Origin of the sequence: Neorhizobium phenanthreniclasticum (assembly GCF_040066075.1) — a bacterium.
GTDB classification, from domain to species: Bacteria; Pseudomonadota; Alphaproteobacteria; order Rhizobiales; family Rhizobiaceae; genus Neorhizobium; species Neorhizobium petrolearium.
In genome coordinates, this window is record NZ_JBEAAL010000003.1 from 121295 (window position 1) to 142733 (window position 21439).

Annotated in this window: 23 protein-coding genes and 1 pseudogene; 12 read left to right on the forward strand and 12 right to left on the reverse strand. The window is 61.3% G+C overall.

Annotation, left to right across the window (positions count from 1 at the left end):
* The first annotated feature begins 96 nt into the window (after positions 1 to 96).
* Both ABK249_RS06695 and ABK249_RS06700 read left to right on the forward strand, forming a co-directional pair.
* Positions 97 to 774, forward strand: a complete 678-nt coding sequence (locus ABK249_RS06695; protein ID WP_037156623.1) for an LON peptidase substrate-binding domain-containing protein — start codon at positions 97 to 99, stop codon at positions 772 to 774.
* A 7-nt stretch (positions 775 to 781) separates the two neighbouring features.
* Positions 782 to 970: a Trm112 family protein gene (locus tag ABK249_RS06700; RefSeq protein ID WP_037156625.1), complete on the forward strand. Its 189-nt coding sequence runs from the start codon at positions 782 to 784 to the stop codon at positions 968 to 970.
* Positions 971 to 1064: 94 nt separating this feature from the next.
* Here the strand turns inward: ABK249_RS06700 and ABK249_RS06705 are convergent.
* A pseudogene (locus ABK249_RS06705) lies at positions 1065 to 2282 on the reverse strand (ubiquinone biosynthesis hydroxylase); the annotation flags it as partial.
* An 84-nt stretch (positions 2283 to 2366) separates the two neighbouring features.
* On the opposite strand from ABK249_RS06705, the gene tesB reads away from it, so the two are divergent.
* The 6 genes from tesB to ABK249_RS06735 all read left to right on the forward strand — a co-directional run bounded on the left by tesB (position 2367) and on the right by ABK249_RS06735 (position 9785).
* Positions 2367 to 3251 carry an acyl-CoA thioesterase II gene (gene tesB, locus ABK249_RS06710; RefSeq protein ID WP_348862492.1) on the forward strand — a complete coding sequence of 295 codons (885 nt, stop codon included), beginning with the start codon at positions 2367 to 2369 and terminating at the stop codon, positions 3249 to 3251.
* Between the two features lie 212 nt (positions 3252 to 3463).
* Entirely contained in the window at positions 3464 to 3814 is a 351-nt protein-coding gene (locus ABK249_RS06715; RefSeq protein WP_037156631.1) for a P-II family nitrogen regulator, read from the forward strand.
* A 30-nt stretch (positions 3815 to 3844) separates the two neighbouring features.
* Positions 3845 to 5206, forward strand: coding sequence for an ammonium transporter (locus ABK249_RS06720; RefSeq protein WP_348862493.1), 1362 nt, complete (start codon positions 3845 to 3847; stop codon positions 5204 to 5206).
* A gap of 243 nt (positions 5207 to 5449) precedes the next feature.
* Positions 5450 to 8140 carry an FtsK/SpoIIIE family DNA translocase gene (locus tag ABK249_RS06725; RefSeq protein WP_348862494.1) on the forward strand — a complete coding sequence of 897 codons (2691 nt, stop codon included), beginning with the start codon at positions 5450 to 5452 and terminating at the stop codon, positions 8138 to 8140.
* A 75-nt stretch (positions 8141 to 8215) separates the two neighbouring features.
* The gene (locus tag ABK249_RS06730) at positions 8216 to 8875 is read left to right on the forward strand and encodes an outer membrane lipoprotein carrier protein LolA (RefSeq protein WP_037156637.1); all 660 of its coding nucleotides are present in this window, start codon (positions 8216 to 8218) and stop codon (positions 8873 to 8875) included.
* Positions 8876 to 8981: 106 nt separating this feature from the next.
* Positions 8982 to 9785, forward strand: a complete 804-nt coding sequence (locus ABK249_RS06735; protein WP_227704393.1) for an exodeoxyribonuclease III — start codon at positions 8982 to 8984, stop codon at positions 9783 to 9785.
* 93 nt (positions 9786 to 9878) lie between these two features.
* Here ABK249_RS06735 and ABK249_RS06740 read toward each other — a convergent pair whose 3' ends face one another.
* Both ABK249_RS06740 and ABK249_RS06745 read right to left on the reverse strand, forming a co-directional pair.
* A complete protein-coding gene (locus ABK249_RS06740; RefSeq protein WP_037156640.1) occupies positions 9879 to 10334 on the reverse strand; it encodes a cyclic nucleotide-binding domain-containing protein in 456 nt (151 codons plus the stop codon).
* Positions 10335 to 10350: 16 nt separating this feature from the next.
* On the reverse strand, positions 10351 to 11034 hold the full coding sequence (locus ABK249_RS06745; protein WP_037156642.1) for a response regulator transcription factor: 684 nt from the start codon (positions 11032 to 11034) through the stop codon (positions 10351 to 10353).
* A gap of 241 nt (positions 11035 to 11275) precedes the next feature.
* On the opposite strand from ABK249_RS06745, the gene ABK249_RS06750 reads away from it, so the two are divergent.
* Complete coding sequence (locus tag ABK249_RS06750; protein WP_227705232.1) at positions 11276 to 11824, forward strand: L,D-transpeptidase family protein; 549 nt, start codon at positions 11276 to 11278, stop codon at positions 11822 to 11824.
* A gap of 17 nt (positions 11825 to 11841) precedes the next feature.
* Here the strand turns inward: ABK249_RS06750 and ABK249_RS06755 are convergent, their stop codons facing one another.
* The 3 genes from ABK249_RS06755 to ABK249_RS06765 all read right to left on the reverse strand — a co-directional run bounded on the left by ABK249_RS06755 (position 11842) and on the right by ABK249_RS06765 (position 14117).
* Positions 11842 to 12390 carry a SixA phosphatase family protein gene (locus tag ABK249_RS06755; protein WP_348862495.1) on the reverse strand — a complete coding sequence of 183 codons (549 nt, stop codon included), beginning with the start codon at positions 12388 to 12390 and terminating at the stop codon, positions 11842 to 11844.
* 110 nt (positions 12391 to 12500) lie between these two features.
* The gene (leuC, locus tag ABK249_RS06760) at positions 12501 to 13910 is read right to left on the reverse strand and encodes a 3-isopropylmalate dehydratase large subunit (protein WP_227704391.1); all 1410 of its coding nucleotides are present in this window, start codon (positions 13908 to 13910) and stop codon (positions 12501 to 12503) included.
* Between the two features lie 78 nt (positions 13911 to 13988).
* Positions 13989 to 14117 carry a hypothetical protein gene (locus ABK249_RS06765; protein WP_152601252.1) on the reverse strand — a complete coding sequence of 43 codons (129 nt, stop codon included), beginning with the start codon at positions 14115 to 14117 and terminating at the stop codon, positions 13989 to 13991.
* A 117-nt stretch (positions 14118 to 14234) separates the two neighbouring features.
* Between ABK249_RS06765 and ppk2 the strand changes: the two genes are divergently transcribed.
* Entirely contained in the window at positions 14235 to 15149 is a 915-nt protein-coding gene (ppk2, locus tag ABK249_RS06770) for a polyphosphate kinase 2 (RefSeq protein ID WP_227704390.1), read from the forward strand.
* Positions 15150 to 15387: 238 nt separating this feature from the next.
* On the forward strand, positions 15388 to 16200 hold the full coding sequence (locus ABK249_RS06775; protein WP_227704389.1) for a phytanoyl-CoA dioxygenase family protein: 813 nt from the start codon (positions 15388 to 15390) through the stop codon (positions 16198 to 16200).
* Positions 16201 to 16380: 180 nt separating this feature from the next.
* Here ABK249_RS06775 and ABK249_RS06780 read toward each other — a convergent pair whose 3' ends face one another.
* From ABK249_RS06780 to rplS, 3 genes are all read right to left on the reverse strand, one after another.
* Positions 16381 to 17196 carry an amino acid ABC transporter permease gene (locus tag ABK249_RS06780; protein WP_227704388.1) on the reverse strand — a complete coding sequence of 272 codons (816 nt, stop codon included), beginning with the start codon at positions 17194 to 17196 and terminating at the stop codon, positions 16381 to 16383.
* Between the two features lie 4 nt (positions 17197 to 17200).
* Complete coding sequence (locus ABK249_RS06785; RefSeq protein ID WP_227704387.1) at positions 17201 to 17998, reverse strand: basic amino acid ABC transporter substrate-binding protein; 798 nt, start codon at positions 17996 to 17998, stop codon at positions 17201 to 17203.
* 138 nt (positions 17999 to 18136) lie between these two features.
* Positions 18137 to 18682: a 50S ribosomal protein L19 gene (gene rplS, locus ABK249_RS06790; RefSeq protein ID WP_037156656.1), complete on the reverse strand. Its 546-nt coding sequence runs from the start codon at positions 18680 to 18682 to the stop codon at positions 18137 to 18139.
* A 260-nt stretch (positions 18683 to 18942) separates the two neighbouring features.
* On the opposite strand from rplS, the gene ABK249_RS06795 reads away from it, so the two are divergent.
* On the forward strand, positions 18943 to 19689 hold the full coding sequence (locus ABK249_RS06795) for a sulfite exporter TauE/SafE family protein (RefSeq protein ID WP_210053482.1): 747 nt from the start codon (positions 18943 to 18945) through the stop codon (positions 19687 to 19689).
* Here ABK249_RS06795 and trmD read toward each other — a convergent pair.
* The 3 genes from trmD to rpsP form a co-directional block, all read right to left on the reverse strand.
* Positions 19671 to 20366: a tRNA (guanosine(37)-N1)-methyltransferase TrmD gene (gene trmD, locus ABK249_RS06800; protein WP_227704386.1), complete on the reverse strand. Its 696-nt coding sequence runs from the start codon at positions 20364 to 20366 to the stop codon at positions 19671 to 19673. The genes ABK249_RS06795 and trmD overlap by 19 nt on opposite strands.
* On the reverse strand, positions 20366 to 20926 hold the full coding sequence (gene rimM / locus ABK249_RS06805) for a ribosome maturation factor RimM (RefSeq protein WP_227704385.1): 561 nt from the start codon (positions 20924 to 20926) through the stop codon (positions 20366 to 20368). Before rimM ends, trmD begins: the two co-directional genes overlap by 1 nt.
* Positions 20927 to 21043: 117 nt before the next feature.
* Positions 21044 to 21418 carry a 30S ribosomal protein S16 gene (gene rpsP / locus ABK249_RS06810; protein WP_037156665.1) on the reverse strand — a complete coding sequence of 125 codons (375 nt, stop codon included), beginning with the start codon at positions 21416 to 21418 and terminating at the stop codon, positions 21044 to 21046.
* Positions 21419 to 21439: the final 21 nt, after the last annotated feature.

The following is a 21439-nucleotide window of genomic DNA, read 5'->3' on the forward strand; positions in this document are numbered from 1 at the left end:
TTCGGCCAGGGAACGGTCTTGCGTTCTTCTGCCGGTGCCCCACATTATTTCGAGGGGCGACGGATTTGGACCTGTCGTCTGGGAGGTGTCGGTCCCATGCATGTGGGAAATGCGCGATATGTAAAGCGAGAGGATCTGCCGGGAACGGTTCCTGTTTTTCCGTTGACGGGTGCTCTGCTTTTGCCTGGCGGCCAGCTGCCCCTCAACATCTTCGAGCCGCGCTATCTTGCAATGTTCGATGCGGCGCTTGCATCCGACCGGCTGGTCGGTATTGTCCAGCCGTCACTTCTGGAGACCGGCGATCCTGCGGAAAGCCCTCGGCCCGCACTGTCGAGCGTCGGCTGCATCGGTCGCATCACGTCTTTTGCAGAGACAGGTGATGGCCGCTATATTACCTCGATCAGCGGTGTGTGCCGTTTCCGGCTGCTTGAGGAAGTGGGGGAGGGTCATCCCTATCGCACCTTCAAGATCGCGCCGTTCATGACCGATCTTTCGGCAGAAGATGATGAGAGCACCGTCGACCGCGGCGAACTTCTGCGCGTCTTCCGGGCCTATCTCGATGCCAATAAGCTGGAAGCGGACTGGGAAAGCGTCGAGCGCGCCGGCAACCGCACGCTCGTCAATTCGCTTTCCATGATGTCGCCTTTCGGTCCGGCCGAGAAGCAAGCCCTGCTCGAAGCCCCCGACCTCAAGACCCGCGCCGAAACCCTGATCGCCATCACGGAAATCTTCCTGGCGCGGGAGTTGAGCGATACCGACACGATACTCCAGTAAGGCTGTCATGGACGAGAAGCTCAGCAAGGTTGATCCCAAACTCCTCGACCTGCTCGTCTGTCCGCTGACCAAGGGGCGGCTGTCCTTCAACCGCGAAACCAATGAACTGATCTCGCAGGCGGCGCAGTTGGCCTATCCGATCCGCGACGGCATCCCGATCATGCTGGTTTCCGAGGCTCGCCGGATCGAGGACTGACGCCTGTCCTTATCCCCTAAATGCCCCTAACCTCTCCCCGCAGGCGGGAGGGGGGCTGGGGAACCGGATAAGGGGCAATGCTTTGAACGGCGCCTCAGATCGCCTGCCCGGCAAGCAACTTCGGTCCGCCCTCGCCGGTTTTACCCGCTGCCTGATCGACAAAGTAGCCCTTGAGCCTTGGCAGGCGGTCGACGATGCCGAGACCGAAGTCGCGGGCGATGCGGATCGGGGTTATATCGTTCGAGAACAGGCGGTTCAGGACGTCGGTCGTGACCCCCATGCGGAACGTGTCGAAGCGCCGCCAGGACTGGTAGCGCTCCAGCACATTCAGCGCTCCGATATCGAGGCCGAGCCGGTCGGCTTCCACGACCGTTTCGGCGAGTGCCGCGACATCCTTGAAGCCAAGATTGAGGCCCTGGCCGGAGATCGGGTGGATTCCATGTGCAGCATCGCCGGCAAGAGCGAAGCGCGGCGCGACAAAGGCGCGTGCCAGCGTCAGGCCGAGCGGGAAGGCGCGCCGTCCGCCGACCAGCCGCAATTCGCCGAGCTTATGCCCGAAGCGTCGTTGCAGTTCCTCCTCGAACACCAGGTCGTCGGAGGCAACCAGGCGTTCTGCTTCCGGCGTCCGCTCGGTCCAGACGAGAGACGAACGGTTGTCGGTGAGCGGCAGGATGGCGAAGGGGCCGGAGGGCAGGAAATGCTCTTCCGCCACGCCCTCGTGCGGCCGTTCATGGGCAACCGTCGCAACGATACCGGATTGGCCGTAGTCCCAGGTGACGGTCCTGATGCCGGCCATGTCCCGGAGTTTGGAGCGCACGCCGTCGCAGGCGACGAGCAGGCGGGTTTCAATGACGGAGCCATCCGAAAGGGAAACGGTGCAACGGGTGCTTTCCGTCACAAAGCCGGTGACGGAAAAGCCATGCCGGATGGATATGCCGAGCCTTTCTGCCACTCCGCGCAGCGCCCTGACGATCGTGACATTCGGGATCATGTGGGCGAAGGGCCGGCCTTCGTCGGCTTCTCCCTCAAATGTCAGGAAGACCGGTCTCACGGGGTCGGACGTGCGGCTGTCGGTCACGATCATCCTGTTGATCGGCTGGGCGTCGGGCGCGATTTCGTCCCAGACGCCGAATACTTCGAGCATGCGTGTCGCCGCGGCGATGATGGCGGAAGCACGCTCGTCTTTCTCCCAGGCGCCCGCCGGAGCGGCCTCGACCACTTCGACCTTCAGATGCGGGGCCGCCTGCTTGACTGCGACCGCGACCGCGAGGCCCACATAACCACCGCCTGCAACCAGCATATCCAGCATTGGCTTAAGCTCCCGTGAGACTTGAGAATATCATGCCATCCATATAGACCATCGGTCAGCCGCTTCCTATCGCCGGAGTTCGTCATAATGTCGCGTCAGGCCGAATCTTCGTCCCCCATGGAGCAGTTGATCGCGACGCTCGACCTCGAGAAGCTCGAGGAGAATCTCTATCGCGGCCTCAGCCCGGACGTCGGCTGGCAAAGGGTCTTTGGCGGCCAGGTCATCGCCCAGGCATTGATGGCCGCCCAGCGCACTGTGCAAGTTGATCGTTTCGTTCACTCACTGCATGCCTATTTCATGCGCCCGGGCGATCCTTCCGTGCCGATCCTCTATCAGGTGGAGCGCATCCGGGACGGATCAAGCTTTACGACGAGGCGGGTGGTGGCCATACAGCATGGCAAGGCGATCTTCTCCATGTCAGCGTCCTTTCAGATCGAGGAGGGAGGGTACGAGCACCAGATCGACATGCCTTCCGTCACTCAGCCGGAGGATCTGATGGGGGAGAAAGAGTTCAAGGCGCTTTTCCTCGAGCACGCTCCGGAAGCAGTTCGGCGGTATTGGAACCGGGAACGACCGATCGAAGTGCGGCCGACCTCGCTTCTCCACTATCTGACCAGGGACAAGCTCGAACCACGTCAGGACATCTGGGTGCGAACGGTCGGCGAGGTGCCGGCCGACCGCCACTATCAGGCTGCCGTGCTTGCCTACCTTTCCGATATGACGCTGCTCGATGCCTCCCTCTATCCGCACGGCACGTCGATCTTCGATCCGGCGCTTCAGGCCGCGAGCCTTGACCATGCCATGTGGTTTCATCGGCCTGTCACATTCGACGACTGGCTGCTCTATACGCAGGATAGCCCGAGTGCGTCTGGTGCCCGCGGCATGACCCGCGGCAGCCTCTACACGCGTTCCGGCGCGCTGATCGCTTCCGTGGCGCAGGAAGGATTGATTCGGAAAAAGGCAAATGAATAATAATTGTGCAAATTTTGAAATTTGCACAAGTTTTGGCCGCCTTTGCGCCATCCAGATGCCCGTTTCTTGGAACTGTTTCCAGAAATCTTTACTTTTCAATAAGTTATAGCTGCATTCGAATCTGGCACGCCCTTTGAATGTATCCTCCCAGTCGCTGTCATGATCTGCCGGCGATGAGGAGAGTCGGCCTGCATGCCGAGGACAAACAAAGGATGGGAAGCCAGATGAAAATCGTGATGGCCATAATCAAGCCGTTCAAGCTGGATGAGGTGCGCGAAGCCCTCACGGCTGTCGGTATCCAGGGCCTGACCGTCACCGAAGTCAAAGGTTACGGACGCCAGAAGGGACATACCGAAATCTATCGCGGCACCGAATATGCCGTAAGTTTTCTGCCGAAACTGAAGATCGAAATCGCCGTCCCCTCCGACCTCGTCGACAAGGCCGTGGAAGCGATCGCCTCGGCCGCCAAGACCGGCCAGATCGGTGATGGCAAGATCTTCGTTTATTCGATCGAGCAGGCCGTGCGCATCCGTACCGGCGAAACCAACACAGAAGCGCTTTGAAGCACGGGCTGACAGGGGAGTTCTCAAGCTATGCAATTTAACAAGATTTCTATGATCGGGCGCATGGGTGCGGCCGTTGGCGCTCTGTTTGCGCCGGTGGTTGCCTTCGCACAGGAAGCTGCGCCGGCGGCTGCCGAGGCTGCCGCGGCCGCTCCGGTTCCGGACAAGGGCGACACCGCCTTCATGTTCATCTCCACCCTTCTCGTGTTGTTCATGCTGATGCCGGGCATTGCGCTTTTCTACGGCGGCCTGGTGCGTGCCAAGAACATGTTGTCCGTGCTCATGCAATGCACGGTCGCCGGTTCGGCCATCATGCTGGCCTGGGTCATCTACGGCTATTCCTTCGCCTTCGGCGGCGGGACCTCCCCCTTCTGGGGCGGCACGGCCAAGATGTTCCTTTCCGGCGTGACCATGGACTCCACGGCTGCGACCTTCTCCGATGGCGTCGTCATTCCGGAGTTCATTTTCGTGATGTTCCAGATGACCTTCGCAGCGCTGACGCCTGCCCTGATCGTCGGCGCTTTCGCAGAGCGCATCAAGTTCTCCGCCTCCATTCTGTTCTGCCTGCTTTGGGTCACCTTCGTTTATTTCCCGATCGCCCATATGGTCTGGGATGCAAACGGCCTTCTGTTCGGCTGGGGCGCGCTTGACTTCGCCGGCGGCACGGTCGTCCACATCAACGCCGGTCTTGCCGGTTTGATCGGCGCGATCATGATCGGCAAGCGTACCGGTTACGGCAAGGACATGATGGCACCGCACTCCATGACGCTTACGCTTGTGGGCGCTGCAATGCTTTGGGTCGGCTGGTTCGGTTTCAATGCCGGTTCCAACCTCGAAGCTTCCGGTGGCGCTATGCTGGCAACCGTAAACACCTTCATTGCCACAGCTGCGGCCGTCATCTCCTGGTGCATCGTTGAAACCTTCACTCGCGGCAAGGCTTCCCTCCTGGGTGCTGTCTCCGGCATGATCGCCGGTCTGGTTGCCATTACCCCGGCAGCCGGCATTGCCGGTCCGATGGGGGCGATCATCATGGGTCTGATCGTATCGCCGCTTTGCTATTTCTTCGTTTCGGTCATCAAGAACAAGTTCGGTTATGACGACACGGCAGACGTGTTCGGCATCCATGGCGTGGGCGGTTTCTTTGGCGCGCTTGCCACCGGCATCTTCGCTTCGTCGTCGCTGGGCGGCATCGGTTACGCCGACGGCGTGACCATGGGCGGCCAGTTCATGACGCAGCTCTATGCCGTCATCATCACCATCGCCTGGTGCGGTGTCGGTTCGGTCATCCTTTACAAGATCACCGATGTCATCGTCGGCCTGCGCGTCACCGTGGAAGCCGAGCGCGAAGGCCTCGACCTCGCCACCCACGGCGAAGCCGCCTACCACTCCTGATCCGGAACTGGCGGTGGCGGTTATCGCCGCCGCTCTTGGTCCCGTCGCAGCTTCCCCCCGAAGCTGCATTCGCCCGGACTTCGGTCCGGGCCTTTTTATTCGTATTTTCAGGTCTTCCGCCGCTCATCTTGGTTAAAGCCGCATTAACTATCGCTGCGCTAATCTTCGACGGAACTGTGTGAATTGGCCGGCGTCTGCCGATTCGCGCGAAGGGTTGCGTTCCAAGGATAGCGGACAGACACGATGGGCAGAAGCAGTTCGGCGGCTATGGCAAACCGGTCTACCCGCTTGGCGCTCACCGCCTTCGTCTGGAGGCAGGCGCTTGCGCTCGCCGGTTTCGGCATCTTCATTGCGCTGGCGCTTGCGGTCGCGGCTTTGGCCACCTGGAATGTCGCAGATCCGAGCTTTTCCTACGCGACCGATAACGACCCCACCAATATCCTCGGCTTTCCCGGCGCTGCCTTTGCCGACCTGATGATGCAGTTCCTGGGGCTTGCCAGCCTTGTGTCGCTTTTGCCGGTGCTTGCCTTCGCGCTGGCGTTGATATCCGGCCGCACCTATCATCGCATCCCGGCCCGGCTTGCGGCGTGGGGGGGCGGCACATTGCTCGCGTCGGCCACGCTCGGATGTTTTCCCGCCCCGCCCACCTGGCCGATCCCGAATGGCATCGGCGGCGTCATCGGCGACATGATCTTGCGGTTTCCCGCGCTTTTCGTCGGTGCCTATCCGACCGGCATGGTCGCAATCGTGCTCGGCTGCATCTTCACGATTCCCTGCGTCTGGCTGATGCTCTTTGCGGCCGGCCTGGTAGGCACAGCTTTCGATGAAAACGCCGAAGACGACGATCAGCCGGTGGCAGCCGCAAAGGCCCGTTCGAAGCGCGAGGAAATGGATGATGAGGACGATGAAGAGGGCGGCTTTGCCGGTTTCCTGGCATTCGGCGCGCTCACTCATTACTGGTACATAGCCCAGGCGCGGCTCCGTCGCCTTGCCGGCATCAAGCCGCGGGCCCGCACGGGTTTCGACCAGCCCTACGATTTCAACGAGGATGAGTTCGGCACGTTGAACGAGCCGGTCCGCGCCAAGACGTCTGCCGTGGCTGGCGGACGCCGTCTGGAACCCTCTCTTGACGGTCCTGCGGAGCGGGTCGCCGGTTCGCGCCGGATCGTGGCGTCGCCGCCGATTGCCGCTCATGATGACGATGACTACGATGACGATCCGCCATTCGACATGGATGACATGCCGACGCGTCCAGCCGGCATCCTGTCGGACGACGACGATGACGCGCCATTCGTCTCCTCCCGCGCACCTCTGGCCGGTCGCGTGCAACCGCGTATAGCGCCGGCTGCCGCGCCGCCGAAGCCCAGCGCTCGCGTCGCCCGTGAAGCTCAAGCCTCGTTCATTTCCCCGGATGGCTTCCAGCTTCCTTCCGTTCATCTTCTCAATGAGCCGAAGGCCGTTGCCCGCGATGCATCACTCTCGGCAGACGCACTGGAGCAGAATGCCCGCCTGCTGGAAGGCGTGCTTGAAGATTTCGGCGTCAAGGGCGAGATCATCCACGTGCGCCCCGGTCCGGTCGTCACGCTCTACGAACTTGAACCCGCCCCGGGCATCAAATCCTCGCGCGTGATCGGTCTGGCGGATGATATCGCCCGTTCGATGAGCGCGATCGCCGCCCGCGTCGCGGTCGTTCCCGGCCGCAATGCGATCGGCATCGAATTGCCGAACCGCACCCGCGAGACGGTCTATCTCAGGGAGATGATCGGCAGCAAGGATTTCGAGGGCAGCAAGGCGAAGCTTGCCATGGCGCTCGGCAAGACGATCGGTGGCGAACCGGTCGTGGCCGATCTTGCCAAGATGCCGCATCTTCTCGTCGCCGGCACGACCGGTTCGGGTAAGTCGGTCGCCATTAACACCATGATCCTTTCGCTTCTCTACCGTTACACGCCGGAGAAGTGCCGCCTGATCATGATCGACCCGAAGATGCTCGAACTTTCCGTCTATGACGGCATTCCGCATCTGCTTTCGCCGGTTGTCACTGACCCGAAGAAGGCGGTCGTTGCGCTCAAATGGACCGTCCGCGAGATGGAAGAGCGCTACAAGAAGATGTCGAAGATCGGCGTGCGCAATATCGACGGTTTCAACAGCCGCGTCGAGCAGGCGATGGAAAAGGGCGAGATCCTGACCCGTACCGTGCAGACCGGCTTCGACCGGCAGACGGGCGAGGCGGTCTACGAGACGGAGGAATTCGATCTCGAGCCGATGCCTTATATCGTCGTGATTATCGATGAGATGGCCGACCTGATGATGGTCGCGGGCAAGGATATCGAAGGGGCCGTGCAGCGTCTGGCGCAAATGGCGCGTGCGGCCGGCATCCACGTCATCATGGCGACGCAGCGTCCCTCGGTCGACGTCATCACCGGTACGATCAAGGCGAACTTCCCGACCCGCATCTCCTTCCAGGTGACGTCAAAGATCGACAGCCGCACCATTCTCGGTGAACAGGGCGCCGAACAGCTTCTCGGCATGGGCGACATGCTCTACATGGCCGGTGGCGGCCGTATCCAGCGCGTCCATGGTCCTTTCGTTTCCGATACGGAAGTGGAGGACATCGTCGCCTACTTGAAAACCCAGGGCGCGCCCCAATATCTTGACGCGATCACGGCCGACGACGACGAGGACGAAGATGGCGGAGGCCCCGCAGGCACTTCCAACCTGTCCGATTCGGATGATCCGTACGATCAGGCGGTGGCGATCGTGCTGCGCGACGGCAAGGCTTCCACCTCTTATATCCAGCGCCGTCTCGGCATCGGCTACAATCGGGCGGCTTCGCTCATCGAGCGGATGGAGCAGGAGGGGCTTATCGGGCCGGCCAACCATGCCGGCAAGCGCGAAATCCTCGTGCCGACCGAAGGCGATATTCTCGACCGGTAAGGCTTTCGTGATAAAGGAAAGTTGGCCATCAAGCCGCCGCCTTTCGCACGGAGGAATATACGGAAGGAGACCTGAATGAAGAACGAAAAAACCATCCTTTCAAATTTCCGTTCAAATGCGATCGGCCGCAGGCAGTTTTCTCTCGGGCTTGCGGGATTGGCGGCGGCGGCATTTGCGCCGGGCCTGGGCTTTGCCCAGGGCGCTCCCGGCTCAGTTGCGGCGCAGAAGATCGCCGATCATTTCTCGTCAGTCAAAACCATGATGGGCGAATTCGTCCAGTTCGGTCCGCGCGGCGAGCAAACCGGCGGTAAGTTCTATATCGAGCGGCCGGGCAAGCTGCGCTTCAATTTTGAAGATCCCTCACCGATCCGGGTGATCGCCGATGGCAAGAACGTCGTGATCGGCAACCTCAAGCTCAAGACGTGGGACATCTACCCGCTCTCCAAGACGCCGCTGAGCCTGCTGCTTGCCAGCCGCATCGATCTCGGCAACCAGATGGTCCGCGATGTGCAAGAAGAGTCCGATCTCACCACCATCGTTCTCGGCAACAAGACAGTCTTCGGCGATTCGACCATTACCATGATGTTCGATTCGAAGACTTATGACCTGCGCCAGTGGACGATCACCGACGCGCAGAACAAGGACACATCGGTGATGATCTACAATGTCCAGAACGGCGTGAAATTCGACGATAAGGTCTTCACCATTCCCTATGCGGAAGTCAGGAAGATGTAGCGCCGAGCGCTGCTCGAAACGAAGGGCCATGTGGAAAGCGTTGCCCTTTTCGCTTCTCACGGCATGAAAAATTTCCTAAACCTCGGCAATACGTCGGGGTTCAATCATGACATTTTCCATCACCACCTGGAACATCAATTCCGTTCGGCTGCGCATGCCGATCGTCGAGCAGTTCCTCGTCCGTCATAAGCCGGATATCCTCTGCCTGCAGGAAATCAAATGCCGGGAGGCGGAATTTCCGCTGCAGCCGCTCAAGGATCTGGGCTACCGGCACATCATTATTCACGGCCAGAAGGGATATCACGGCGTCGCCATCGCCTCGAAAGTGCCGCTCCTTGAAGATCACCGGCAGGATTATTGCGGCGTCGGCGACGCCCGGCATATTTCGGCGATCTTCGAGCGCGGTTCGCGGCGAATCCGGCTCCATAATTTCTATGTGCCGGCCGGCGGCGATGAGCCCGATCGGTCGATCAACCCGAAGTTCGGCCACAAGCTCGACTTCGTCGAGGAGATGAAGGCGCTGAAGGCGGGTGCGGTGCCCGGCATTTCCTCCATCCTCGTCGGCGATCTCAACATCGCGCCGCTGGAACACGACGTCTGGTCGCACAAGCAGCTCCTGAAGATCGTCAGCCATACGCCGGTCGAAACCGAGGGTATGAAGGAGGTCATCCGGCAGGGCGGCTGGCTCGATCTCATGCGCCATCACACACCGGAACCGACAAAGATCTACACGTGGTGGAGTTATCGTGCCAAGGACTGGGAGGCGGCCGACAAGGGCCGCCGGCTCGACCACATCTGGTCATCGCCCGACCTCGGACCGTTCCTCGATCGCATCGAGGTGCTGAAGGAAGCGCGCGGCTGGAACCAGCCTTCCGACCACGTTCCGGTGACGGCGGTGTTCAAGTTCTGAAATTCAAGGTGATGCCCGCCACTTATCCGCCTGCTGGCATCTTCTCCCCGCTTGCGGGTAGAGGGTCGGGGGGAGGGGCACTCGGTTGCAGGCTCAAGCGAACCTGTGTCCCATCGCCGCCGCTGCCTTGGCGAGGCTGGCGATATTGTCGCGAATGCGGCTCTCGATCACCCTGCCGACTTCAGGATATTCTTCCAGAAGACGGTGGAACAGCGTCCGGCTGATTTTCAGCGCTTCGGACTCCGTGATCGCCAGGGCTGTGAACTTCCGCTCCACCATGGTGACGAGCGCGAGTTCTGACAATAGCGTGCCGGGACCGACCGTCGCCTCCACCTTCATCTCGCCGTTGCGGTCCGACATCAGCAGTTCGAAGCGTCCCTTTGCTACGATGAACGCTGATTCCGCCGGTGACTTCTCCCGGAAGAGTTCCTGGCCGGGCGCCACCTGCCGTCGCTCCGCACCGAATGCGACAAGGCGAAGCTGGTCGTTGTTCATGTCCTTGAACAGCGGAACCTGGGACAACAGGCGGATATCTTCGGCGAGAGACATGGTCAGGTCCTGCCTGTCAGGGGACGATCTTGTAGCCGCCGTTTTCGGTAACCAGGATTTCGGCGCTGGAGGGGTCGCGCTCGATCTTCTGGCGCAGGCGATAGACATGGGTTTCCAGCGTGTGGGTGGTGACGCCGGAATTGTAGCCCCAGACTTCCTCGAGCAGCACGTCGCGGGTCACGACCTTCTGGCCGGCGCGGTAGAGATAGCGGATGATTGCCGCTTCCTTTTCGGTGAGCCGGATCTTCTTGCCGTCCTCGGTGGTGAGCAGTTTCTGGCTCGGCTTGAAGAGATAGGGGCCGACCGTGAACGTTGCGTCCTCGCTCTGCTCGTACTGCCGAAGCTGAGCGCGGATACGCGCCAACAGGACCGCGAAGCGGAAGGGCTTGGTGACATAGTCGTTGGCGCCGGCTTCGAGCCCGAGGATCGTATCGGAATCGGTATCATGGCCGGTCAGCATAATGATCGGCGCCTTGAAACCGTTCTTGCGCAGGAGTTTTACCGCCTCGCGCCCGTCCATGTCCGGCAGGCCGACATCCATGATCAGGAGATCGATCTGGGCGCTCTTGGCCGTTTGCAGCGCCTTGGCGGCATTCGGCTCCTGAAGGATCGAGAATTCATCGTAAAACGACAGTTGCTCGACCAGGGTCTCGCGCAGATCGTCGTCGTCATCCACCAGGAGTATCGTGCGGGCTGCCATGCTTCCTGCCTTTCGTCTTGTTCGCCTCGGCGCCTGCAATTTCCGCGTGCCGAACGCGATCAGAGTCCTCGATCTAAATCCCTACAGCATCGACCTGAAAATCGAAATCGATTTTCGGAAGGCAAGATGCCTGGAGTCAAATATGTTGGAGCGTCCCTTGTGCGTCCATAAGGACGCGCGACGCTCTCATGTGCTATGAATTCAAACGAAATCATATTCAAAGCAAAAACTTGTGAGAAAAATACAGCGTTTTCGCGGCCCGGGCCGCAAGCCGAATGTGATCGCCGTCAGGACGGCGCCGCGCGATCGCCGGCGAGCGATCGTATCCTTCGGCGGTATCGCATTGCCGGCAGCGATCGGCCGCTCCGGCACGAGCGCCTTCAAGCGGGAAGGAGACGGTGCGACGCCGATTGCCGCGATGCCTCTTCTTTATGGTTTCGTGCGTGGCGAGCGGGTGCGTCTGTCGCCGACGGCCTTGCCAATCAAGCGCATTCGAAAGGACATGCTTTGGTGCGACCTGCCGTATCATCCTTCCTACAATCGCCTCGTCAAGGCGCCCTTCAGGCCGAGCCATGAAGAGATGATGCGTGCCGACGGGCTTTACGATATTTGTCTCGTGCTCGACTGGAACATCACTTCGCGACGCCGCCATCGCGGTTCGGCGATCTTCTTCCACCTGATCAAGCCCGGCTACCAGCCGACCGCCGGCTGCATTGCCGTCAGCTTCCGGGACATGCAGCGGCTCATCCGGTTCATGAGGAAGGGAACGGTCGTGCAGGTGATCGGCTGATTCCGGGGCTCCGTCGCTCACTCAAGGGAACGTGGCGTGACAAAGCGCTCCAGGCGGCCGGACCCCTTGCCGATGCTTTGCCAGTCTGCCGCGTCGAAATCGATCACGGCAAGGCCGGCGGTCGGATATTTCTCCGCCATCGCCTGTCGGGCGTCTGCGTTGCCCGTCCCGACCAGGGTGAGCGCAAGTTGCTCGATGCCGGGATTGTGCCCGATGATCAGAACGCTGCGGCAACCGGGTTCGACTTGCGCCAGGATATCCAGAATCGTCGTTGCAGGTGCGGCATAGAGTCCGGCGAAATTGCGCGCTTCCACGTCCCTGGGCAACTTCTCGCGAACCAGCGCCCACGTCTCCTCTGTCCGCCGCGCCGTGGATATGAGGGCAAGATCAGGGACGAGTCCCTCGCGGGCCATATAGTCGCCCATCAGCGAAGCCGCTTTGCTGCCGCGCGTCGCGAGAGGCCGTTCCTTGTCCGTCACGCCTTCCGGCCATGCCGATTTCGCATGCCGCAGGAAGATCAGCCTGCGGTCCGTTTCATTCGACTGTTTTTGCGGTCGCTTGGACATGGTGGCCATTATGAGGGCAAAGCGGGCGCTTGTCTGCCTTTCAGGCCAGCATCAACAAAAATGCCGCCCGCGGAACGGGCGGCATGCGTCTGACCTCATGCGGCGAATGATTACTTCCACTCGCGGATATCGACGAAGTGGCCGGCGATCGCGGCTGCGGCGGCCATGGCCGGCGAGACGAGATGGGTGCGGCCCTTGTAGCCCTGGCGGCCCTCGAAATTGCGGTTCGAGGTGGAGGCGCAGCGTTCGCCTGGCTTCAGACGGTCGTCGTTCATGGCAAGGCACATGGAGCAGCCCGGCTCACGCCATTCGAAACCGGCTTCCTTGAAGATCTTGTCGAGGCCTTCGGCTTCCGCCTGTTCCTTGACGATGCCCGAGCCCGGGACGATCATGGCATTGACCGTGGAGGCCACCTTCCTGCCTTCGACGACCTTCGCCGCGGCGCGCAGGTCCTCGATGCGGCCGTTGGTGCAGGAGCCGATGAAGACGCGATCGACCGCGATATCGGTGATCTTGGTACCGGGCTTCAGGCCCATGTAGTCGAGCGCACGCCACTTGGAGGTACGCTTCGTCTCGTCCCGGATGTCGTCCGGGTTCGGCACCACGCCTTGAACCGAGACGACGTCTTCGGGGGAGGAGCCCCAGGAGACGATTGGCGGCAGGTTGGCGGCATCGAGAACGACGACCTTGTCGAAATGCGCGCCTTCATCCGTCTTCAGCGTCTTCCAGTAGTCGAGGGCCATGTCCCAGGCCTTTCCCTTCGGGGCGCGGGGCTTGTCCTTGATATAGGCGAAGGTCGTTTCATCCGGCGCGATCAGGCCGGCACGGGCGCCGCCTTCGATCGTCATGTTGCAGACCGTCATGCGGCCTTCCATGGAGAGCGAGCGGATCGCTTCGCCGGCGAATTCGATGACGTGGCCGGTGCCGCCGGCAGTGCCGATCTCGCCGATGATGGCGAGGATGACGTCCTTGGCGGTGACGCCCGGCGGAAGCTGGCCGTCGACGCGCACCAGCATGTTCTTCGCCTTCTTCTGCACCAGCGTCTGGGTAGCGAGCACATGCTCGACTTCGGAGGTGCCGATACCGTGCGCCAGCGCGCCGAAAGCACCATGCGTCGAAGTGTGGCTGTCACCGCAGACGATCGTCATGCCGGGCAAGGTGAAACCCTGTTCAGGGCCGACGATATGGACGATGCCCTGGCGGACGTCCTTTTCGGAATAATACTCGACGCCGAAATCCTTGGCGTTCTGGGCGAGCGCCTCCACCTGGATGCGGCTTTCTTCATTCTTGATGCCTTCGTGGCGGTCCGCGGTGGTCGGCACGTTGTGGTCGACGACCGCGAGGGTCTTTTCAGGCGCGCGGACCTTGCGGCCGGCCATGCGCAGGCCTTCGAAAGCCTGCGGCGACGTCACTTCGTGCACGAGGTGACGGTCGATGTAGAGAAGACAGGTGCCGTTTTCGTCTTCGGAGACGACGTGGTCGTCCCAGATCTTGTCGTAAAGGGTGCGGGGTGCGCTCATGGCTGTGCTGTCCGTAAAGCTGAATGGAACGAGGGATGTGGGTGTGGCAGCCGCAGGCTGCCTTCAAGCTGAGAAAGATCAGCTAAGTCGGTCGCAAAGCGCCCCGGAAACGCGCGCGAAGAAGCGTGCCGGCAGGCGTTTGTGGTCCTGCAGCACGATGAACTGGTTCGCGAGGCATCCGAATTTCGATCCCATAGCGGCTTCCATATCAGTTTCCAACGAAATCGGCAACGGGATTGCGTTGCGGACGACCTGTCGCATCGCTGTCATAAAGTTTTCGCCGAAACGTGCTTGATCTGGGCTTCCAAAACAGAGGGATGCTCAATGTCCGAACCCATTCACGAACAGCTCAGCCGCATCAAGGAAGAGATTGCCGACAGCTTCGATGAAGAGCTGGAAATGCAGATGGAGGAAGATCAGCTTGATGAGCTGGTCGTCGAGGGCATGTCAGGCCCCGCCGAGCAGACGCTGGACCGCAGGATCTATTTCCGCGAGCTCTTCCGTCTCCAGCATGAGCTTGTCCGCCTGCAGGATTGGGTCCAGTACAAGAAGCTGAAGATGGTGGTGATCTTCGAGGGCCGCGATTCCGCCGGCAAGGGCGGGGCGATCAAACGCGTCACCCAGCGCCTCAATCCGCGCGTCTGCCGCGTCGTAGCGCTCCCGGCCCCGACCGAGCGCGAGCAGAACCAGTGGTATTTCCAGCGCTATGTGCCGCACCTGCCGACGGCCGGCGAAATGGTGATGTTCGACCGCTCCTGGTATAACCGCGCCGGCGTCGAGCGGGTCATGGGCTTCTGCACGCCGGACGAGCTGGAGGAATTCTTCCGCTCTGTGCCGGAATTCGAGCGCATGCTTGTCCGCTCCGGCATCATTCTCGTGAAATACTGGTTCTCGATCACCGATGAGGAGCAGGAATTCCGCTTCAAGATGCGCATCCACGATCCGCTGAAGCAGTGGAAGCTCTCCCCGATGGACCTCGAAAGCCGCGTTCACTGGGAGGAATATACCAAGGCCAAGGAGGAGATGATGGAGCGCACCCACATTCCGGAAGCGCCATGGTGGGTCGTGCAGGCCGTCGACAAGAAGAGGGCGCGGCTCAACATGATTGCCCACCTTCTTGCGCAGGTTCCTTACGAGACGGCGCCGAAAGAGACGGTCATGCTTCCCGAACGCGTCCGCCATCCGGACTATATCCGCCATCCGGTGCCGCCGGACATGTACGTTCCGGAAGTCTATTGATGTAGATCGCGCCTCGCGGCCGTTGACGCTGCGGAGCGCGGACTTTACCTTGGTCCGATCATGATGATGAACACTCGCCATATCGCTTCGGTCTTCTTCATAGCCGCCTGAGCTGCAGGCCATGAAGAACACGAGCCAAGCCGCGACCCTTCGGGCCGGCGATGGTTCATGACCGAAACGCTCCGTCCCGAGCATCGTGCGTGCCGATGAAGCGGAGCATCAGCTGAGAGTTTTTAACATGACCGATCATCATCCTGCCCAGGCGCGGGCGCTGTCTGCTGCCGAGATCACTGCCTTCATCCGTGACGGCTTCGTGCGGATCGACGATGCCTTTTCCAAAGAGATCGCTGCGGAAGCTCGCAACATCATGTGGCGCGACATTCCTTTCGATCGTGACGATCCGAAAACCTGGACGCTGCCCGTCGTCCGGCTACCCGGCTATGGCGGCGGACCGTTCGAGATCGCTGCCAGCACAGCGGTTCTCCATCAGGCTTTCGACCAGCTCGTCGGCAAGGGCCGCTGGCTGGCGCGCAAAGGGCTCGGCAGTTTCCCGGTGCGCTTTCCGCATCCGGACAGTGCCGGCGACGACGGATGGCATATCGACCTCAGCTTCCCCGGGCTCCTGTCGAACCCGAGCGAACAGCATGACTTTTCCAACTGGCGGGCGAACTATACCTCGCGCGATCGGGCGCTGCTGATGCTCTTCCTGTTCTCCGATGTCGGGGAGAACGATGCACCGACCCGCATCCGGCCGGGTTCGCACATGGACATGGCGCGGCTGCTCGAACCGGCTGGCGAAGCGGGCATGCCGCCGATGAGGCTGGAGCATGTCGGCACCGGCCGCCCGGAGGTGCTGGCGACCGGGGAGGCCGGTACCGTCTATCTTTGCCACCCCTTGCTCATCCATGCGGCGCAGAAGCATCGCGGCACGGAGCCGCGTTTCATGGCGCAACCGCCGCTCGGTCTTGCGGAGCAATATCGATTGGAGCGTGAGAATGGCGGCTACTCGCCCGTCGAAATCTCGCTGCGTTTGGCGCTCGGAAGAGCTTGAGATGGAACGTGAGGCGGCCTCCGGGCCGCCGCCTAGGCTTTGTTTGACAAACGCTGCTCCGCCCTCGACGTCATCCTCGGCCTCGTGCCGAGGATCTGCTGCACCTCACGGGATAAAATGGTTGCAGATGCTCGGGACGGGCCCGGGCATGACGGAATATAGTTTGCAGTCTTCGCGCCTTCACCGCTCTGTCCGTCTGCGCATCCGACCCTCGATGCTGCGCAGCATGAGCGACAGGCCGATCGTCAGGATGAGGTAGATATAGGTGACGATGGAATAGGTCTCGAAGAAGCGGAAGGAACCGGCCGCATAAACCTTGGCCATCTGGGTGATGTCGGCGACGCCAAGCACCGAGACGAGCGATGAATCCTTGACCATCGAGACGAAATCGTTGGAAAGCGGAGGGAAGATCACCCGCATCGCCTGCGGAAAGACAATCAAGCGGAAGCGCTGGAAGCGCGTGAGACCAAGCGCCTTGGCCGCCTCGATCTGCCCTTCATTCACCGATTGAAAGCCGGCGCGAAAAATCTCGGCAATGAAGGCGGCATAGCCGATCGTCAGGGCAATCACCGCCCGCCACAGCAGCGAAACGTCGCGCACGAGAAGCGCTTCCGCCCATCCCCGCGCGATCAGCGGCGCCAGCGCCCAGTTATAGAGCGCCACGAAACCCGGTGCGCCGACGAAGGCAATATAGAAGAGCAGGACGAGGATCGGGATGCCGCGGATCAGTTCGACATAGAAGCGAGCGATCTGCCTCAGCACGACGTTGCCGGAAAGTCCGGCTAGCGCGATCGCCAGACCCAATGCCGTCGCAAGCGCGAAGGCGGCCAGCGTCACGCCGATCGTGATGCCGATGCCTTTGACGACGACACCGAAGACCTGCGCGTAGAGATCGCTGGCGGCTATGACAATTGCGAGGCCGAGGCAGAGAGCTCCGAATGCCACCAGCCACCAGGGGAAATCCTCAGGCCCGGCTTTCCAGCGCGGAGGCGCCATGCCCTTATTCGCCCATCTTGTAGTCGAGGAACCATTTCCTGTTGAGCATATCCAGCGTGCCGTCGGCCTTCAGCGCTGCGATCGCCGCGTTGACCGGCGCGACGAGGTCGGACCCCTTGTTGAAGATGAAGCCAAAATCCTCCGTGCCGAGCGGTTCACCGATGATCTTCAAGGAGCCGCCGGAGGCCTTGACATAACCTTCGCCGGCAGTGCTGTCCGTCAGCACCAGGTCAACGTCGCCCGCCTTCAGGGCCTGTACGGTCGCGCCGAAAGTCTCGAAGAGCTTGATCCGCGGGTTTTGCTCATTACCATCCAGAATCTCATAGACCGCAGTGTAGAATGGACTCGTTCCCGGCTGCGCGCCGATCAGTCCGTTGTCCAGGGCGGCAAAGCTCTTGGCATCGGTAAACCGCTTCTCGTCGCCGCGCACCAGCATGAGCTGCTGCGAGCGCATGTAGGGATCGGAGAAATCGACCTTCTCCTTGCGGTCGTCCTTGATCGTGATGCCGGTCATGCCGATGTCGTATTGGCCGTCGGAAACCGCCTGGATCATCGCGTCCCAACTGGTGTTCTGGTACTCGACCTTGAAATTCAACCGTTTGGCGATTTCGTTCATAGCGTCATATTCCCAGCCGATCGCCTGGCCGTTCTTGGGATCCACGAACTGCAGCGGCGGATAGGCGTTTTCGGTCACGATGACGACGGTCCGACCCTTCAGGTCCGGCAATTCGGCGGCAATACTCAGGGCCGGGGCGAGAGCGAGTGCAACAAAGCCGGCGAGAACGGTGCGTCGGGCGAGCATCGAAAAACTCCTAGAAGATCAGTCGTCCGAAATTCTCACATTTCAAAAGCGGATGGCAAGGCGCGTCATTGCGTCGACTGCGCCACAAACAAAAAAGGCGGCACGCCGGCCGCCTTTTCCGAAATGATTGTCCGAAGCTTATTCGGCAGAAGCTTCCGCAGCCTTGGCTGCTTCGGCAGCTTCTGCTGCGGCCTTTGCTTCTGCGGCTTCGGCTGCTGCCTTTTCCGCGGCAAGCGCCTGGGCGGCTGCGACCTTCTCGGCCTCGATACGTGCACGCTCCTCGGCGGCTGCGGCGCGCTCTGCTTCGTTCAGCTTGCGGGCGCGGGTATTGGTGTTCTCGACGATACGGGCCGACTTGCCGCGACGATCGCGCAGGTAGTAGAGCTTGGCGCGGCGGACCTTACCGCGGCGGACCACTTCCACGCTCTCGACCATCGGCGAGCAGATCGGGAAGACGCGCTCGACGCCTTCGCCGTAGGAGATCTTGCGGACGGTGAAGCTTTCGTTGAGGCCACCGCCGGAGCGGGCGATGCAGACGCCTTCATAGGCCTGCACGCGGGTACGGTTGCCTTCCGTGACGCGCACGTTGACGCGGACGGTATCGCCGGGGGAGAATTCGGGAAGCGTGCGCTTGGCTTCGATCTTGGCGACCTGTTCGGCCTCAAGCTGCTGAATGATGTTCATCGTTTCAAACCTTTGGTTCTTCTGAAACAGCCAGAGCGCTCGATGATCCCTGGGTCAAAGCCTCGGGATTTGCCTTGTCGGCAGAGCGGGTTCGCCATTCTTTGTTGCCGGTCGATGGGACAGATCCCATTTCCGCGTGGGCCAATACACGAAACGAACCCGCTTGTCATCCCTTGCATCGCGATTTTGTGACGAATGTGCCGGCCGTTGCCGCCTGGTTCCGAAGCAGCTATGTCACGCGTAAGGGATGAGGAAACACCATGACAATCACGATGATAGCGTTGCTCGCCGCCGCGGGCTTTCTGTCCGGTGCTGTGAATGCGATCGCGGGCGGAGGCACGTTCCTGACATTCGGAGCCATGACGCTTGCGGGCGTTCCGCCGATTTCCGCCAACGCCACGTCATCAATCGTACAGTTTCCTGGTTATATCACCTCGACGATCGCCTATCGGGATGAGATCGCCCACCGCTGGCGCAGTGCCCTCCTCCTGGCCATCGTCTCGGTCGTCGGCGCGTTTGCCGGCGCTTTTCTGCTCCTGTCGCTCGACAATCCTTCCTTCCGCCAGATCGTTCCCTGGCTGCTCGCTGCCGCGACGGCTGTATTTGCCGCCGGCCCCTGGCTGAAGCCGAAATCCTCCGCCGAACGGTCGGCGAATTCGCCTGCCTGCATCATCGGCCAGTTTCTGACATCCATCTATGGCGGCTTCTTCGGCGCCGGCATGGGCATCATGATGCTCGCGGTGCTGGGCATCACCACCGGCGGGACGTATCATCATCTCAACGCGCTGAAGAACCTGCTGGCGGTGCTGATCGCGGCAGTCGCCATCGTGGTTTTCGTGGGCGGCGGGGTGATCGCCTGGGCCGAGGCCATTGTCATGATTCCGGCCGGCGCACTCGGCGGATATGCGGGTGTGTGGATGGCGCGGCGCGTGCCGCAGGCCGTCATGCGCTGGTGCGTCGTTGCCGTCGGGATCGGCCTCACGGTCTACTATTTCGTGACCGGGTGATCGGAAAGAAGGTCCGGCCTGCGTTCGGCCGTCAGCTTCCTCGCTTCTTCGAGCCGCCATTTCTCGATCGCCGCGTGGTTGCCGGAGGTAAGCACCGCCGGAATTTCCTGCCCCTCGAAGACCTGTGGCCGCGTGTATTGCGGATATTCGAGGAGGCCGTCCTCGAAGCTCTCGTGGGTGCCGGAAAGCGCATTGCCCATGACGCCCGGCAGGATGCGGATAACGGCGTCGAGCAGCGTCAGTGCAGCCGGCTCGCCGCCCGAGAGGATGTAGTCGCCGATCGACACCTCTTCGAGGTTGCGCGCATCGATCACCCGCTGGTCGATCCCTTCGAACCGGCCGCAGACGATCACCACGCCATCGCTTGCGGCGAGCTCACGCACTCGTGCCTGCGTCAGCGGTCGCCCGCGCGGGCTCATCAGCAGGCGAGGCCGGCCGTCATCTTCGGAAACACGGTCGATCGCCTTCGCCAGAATATCCGGCTTCAGCACCATGCCGGCGCCGCCGCCGGCCGGCGTATCGTCCACCGTGCGGTGCCTGTCCTCCGCGAAATCGCGGATCTGCACCGTATCGAGCGACCACTGGCCACGCTCCAGCGCCTTGCCGGCGAGCGAAAAGGCCAGATGCCCCGGGAACATTTCCGGGTAGAGCGTCAGGATTGTCGCGCGGAAGGTCATCACTTGCCTTTGCGGGGAGGGGTCGTCCGACCGTCATCCGGATTCTCGATCAGCCCCGCTGCCTGCGGGTCGATGAGGATCTTGCCGTTTTCGAGGTCGATCTCCAGCACAGCCGCTTCCGAAAAGGGGATCAGCGCCGGTCGGCGGCCGGGACCCTTGAGCTCCAGCAGGTCGCCGGCGCCGAAATCATAGACGGCACTCACGGTGCCGTAGCTCTTGCCTGCCTCGTCGACGGCTTCGAGGCCTTCGAGATCAGCATAATAGAATTCGTCTTCTTCCAATTCCTCGTCCGGGAGGTTGTCCCGTTCGATGAAGAGTTCGAGACCGTTCAGAGCTTCGGCAGCGTTGCGGTCGTTGATGCCTCGGAAGCGGACGATCGCCATATTCTTCGCCTCGCGGATTTCGAGGATCTCGAAAACCCGCCCGTCCTCGCTGTGCAGGTGACCGTAATCGCCGAGCGCCGTCGGGTCGGCCGTATAGGAACGCACGCGTACCTCGCCCCTCAGGCCCTGAGCAGCGCCGATCGTTGCCATCAAAACGGGGTTTTCAAGCTTCGCCATGCGGGTCGTTCCGGTTGTATTGCGCCTCATTTAAGCTTTGTGCAATCAAAAGCAAACAGCAAAACGGGCAGCACAAAGATGTGCCACCCGTCAAAAGCGATCCGAACGGAGAGAGAATTATTCCGCTGCGGCTTCGGTGGCTGCGGCTGCTGCGTCGGCAACCTTCTGAGCCTTCTCGGCTGCACGCTCCTGGGCCTTCTTGCCCGGCTTTGCCTTTTCCGGGTTGCTGCGGGCTTCGCGCTGGGCAACGCCGGCTTCGGCGAGGAAACGCAGGACGCGGTCGGTCGGCTGGGCGCCGTTGTCGATCCAGTGCTTGATGCGCTCGGCATTCAGTTCGATGCGCTTGGCGTCATCCTTGGCGAGCATCGGGTTCCAGGCGCCGAGCTTTTCGAGGAAACGGCCGTCGCGGGGCGAGCGGGCGTCGGCAACGACGATATGATAGTACGGACGCTTCTTGGAACCGCCGCGGGCGAGACGAATTTTCAGGGACATTGATTTACTCCTTGGGTTTTT